Raw genomic sequence first — 2,590 nt, 5'->3', positions numbered from 1 at the left:
GGCCAGCGCCAGCGCCGTCGCCTCGCCGCCGCACTGGATCGGCGCCGACCTGTTGTTCCTGGACGAACCGACCGCCGGCCTCGACCCGCAGACCCGCCCCCTCGTCCTGGACGTGGTGCGGGAGCAGACCGAGCGGGGCGCCGCCGTCGTGCTCACCACCCACCTGCTGGACGACGCCGAGCGCCTGGCGGACGACGTCGCCATCCTCGCCGAGGGCAGGATCGTCCGCCGCGGCACCCTCGCCGAGCTCACCCGCATCGGCAACGGGGACGTGGTGGACGTGGACTTCGGCGACCCGGACCCACAGGCCGTGGCCGCGTGGGCCGCCGACCCGGAGGTCCCCGCGGAGATCCGGGGTGGGCGCGGACGGCCGCACCGCCCGCGTCGCGGGTGTGGACTCCCCCGCGCCATGGCTGCCCTGGCCTCCGGCTGGGCCCGCCACGGCCTGTTCCCCCCGCCGCTGGGACCGTGCCTCCCAGCGGCTCGAGGCCGTCCTCGAGGAGGTCAGCCGGTGACCGCGCCCACCACAGACCGCGCCCGTCCCGACGACGGCCCGCTCGCCTTCCCGTCCTCCGCCGCCCCTGCCTCCCTGCCGGCCCGGATCCTCGCCCAGGCACGCCTGGAGACGGGGACGGCCCTGCGCAACGGCGAGCAGCTGGTCGTCACCCTCGTGCTGCCCCTGCTGGCGCTGATCGGCATCCACGTCACGGGACTGCTGGACGAGCCGGGCCGCAGCGGCCTGGACGTCGCCACACCGGGAGTCCTCGCTCTGGCCGTGCTGAGCTCGGCCTTCACCTCCACGGCGATCGCCACCGGCTTCGAGCGCCGCTATGACGTGCTCGCCGCCCTGGCCACCACTCCCCTGGGCACGGCCGGCCTCGTCCTCGGCAAGGCCCTGTCCGTGCTGGCCGTGCTGGCGGTCCAGGTGCTGGTGATCGGAGGTGTGGCGCTGGCCCTGGGCTGGGCGCCGATGTTCGCCGGCCTGCTGCCCGCGCTGGTGACGATCGGCCTCGGTGCCGTGGCCTTCACGGCCCTGGCCCTGCTGCTGGCGGGCACCGCCCGTCCCGAGGCCACGCTCGCGGTCGCGAACCTGCTGTGGGTGCTCTTCGGCGCACTCGGCGGCACGGTGTTCCCGCCGCGCTGGGACGGGATCGGGCTGCTGCCCTCCGGCGCCCTCGGTGACGGCCTGCGCGCCGCGATGCTGGACGGTGCCTGGGACCTCGGCGCCCTGGCCGTCCTGCTCGTCTGGTCGGCGGCCGCCGTGCTGCTGGCCCTCCGGCTCTTCCGCTGGCGTCCCTGACGTCCGGCGATCTCCACCGCAACAGAACAGACCCCGCGGCCTCCGCCTCGCCGCACACCTGACACGAAAGGACGGCTGACGTGACCGTCACCGACCGCAGCTCCTCCACAGCCGAGCGCACGGGCACCGCTCCCCGCCTCGCCTCCGGGCCGGACCGGCTCCCCACCTCGATCACGACGGGCACCGTCGTGCTCGCCGTCGCGAACCTGGTCGCCAACATGGGCATCGTGCTCACCGGCGGCGCCGTGCGCCTGACCGGCTCGGGCCTCGGCTGTCCGACGTGGCCCAAGTGCACCCCGGACTCGCTGGTGAACACCGCGGAGATGGGCATCCACGGCGTCATCGAGTTCGGCAACCGCACGCTCACCGGCGTCCTGGGCATCCTGGCGATCCTCATGGTCGTCTGGCTGTGGCGCCTGCGTGAGAGCCACCGCGAGGCCTTCCTGCTCGCGGTCGGCATCCTCGGCGGCGTGGTGTTCCAGGCGGTCCTGGGCGGCATCACCGTGCTGACCCAGCTCAACCCCTGGATCGTCGGGGGGCACTTCGTCGCCTCGGGCATCATGATCGCGATCGCCGCCATGCTGTGCCAGCGCGTGCGCGACGAACACCGGCACGGCCCCGGCTACGCCCTCGTGGACGGCGCCACCACCCCGGGCACCCGGCTCGGCGCCCGCGTCGTCCTGGCCGTCTCCGCCGTGATGGTGGTCCTCGGCACGGTCGTCACCGGCACCGGCCCGCACTCGGGCGATCCGGACGCCGTGCGCCACGGCTTCGATGCCCTCCTCGTCACCCGGCTCCATGCGATCCCGGTGTACCCGCTGGTGCTCGCCGCGATCGTCACCGCCGTCCTCGTGTTCCGCACCGCCGGGGCCTCCCGCGCCCAGCGGACCACGATCCTCATGGTCCTCGGCGTGATCGTCTACCAGGGCGCGGTCGGTTACTGGCAGCACTTCACCGGCCTGCCCGAGGGCGTCGTGGTCCTGCATCTGCTGGGCTCCGTGCTGACCATCGGTGCGGTCGTCTCCTGCTGGCAGCGCCAGACCAGCCGCTACGTCACCCCCGGCACTGCGGAGGGCGTCGCCCGCGTCTGAATCCGGCATGACCGGTCGTCGCCGGCAGACCCGGTGCGACCCACGCCTGACATGCTGCCGGCCGCGCAGACGGCCCCTCCATCTCGCCCCGGCGAGGTGAGGGGCCGTCGTCGTCCCGTGCCCCGAGAGCAAGTGCCGTGCCCCGAGGGGACCGTGCGCGACCCGGCCCGCCCCATCCCGGGCCACGTCATGCGAAGGC

Annotated in this window: 2 protein-coding genes and 1 pseudogene; all 3 read left to right on the top strand. The window is 74.4% G+C overall.

What is annotated here, in order from left to right; all coding sequences use genetic code 11:
- Positions 1-52: 52 nt before the first annotated feature.
- A pseudogene (locus AC2W7A_RS11480) lies at positions 53-106 on the top strand (hypothetical protein); the annotation flags it as partial.
- A gap of 483 nt (positions 107-589) precedes the next feature.
- Entirely contained in the window at positions 590-1,300 is a 711-nt protein-coding gene (locus AC2W7A_RS11475) for an ABC transporter permease (RefSeq protein ID WP_485991464.1), read from the top strand.
- Between the two features lie 80 nt (positions 1,301-1,380).
- Entirely contained in the window at positions 1,381-2,391 is a 1,011-nt protein-coding gene (locus AC2W7A_RS11470) for a COX15/CtaA family protein (protein ID WP_485991463.1), read from the top strand.
- Positions 2,392-2,590 lie beyond the last annotated feature (199 nt).

The organism is Micrococcus sp. LASM2_SD2 (genome assembly GCF_057364565.1).
This window is presented reverse-complemented; position numbering and strand designations above follow the sequence as displayed.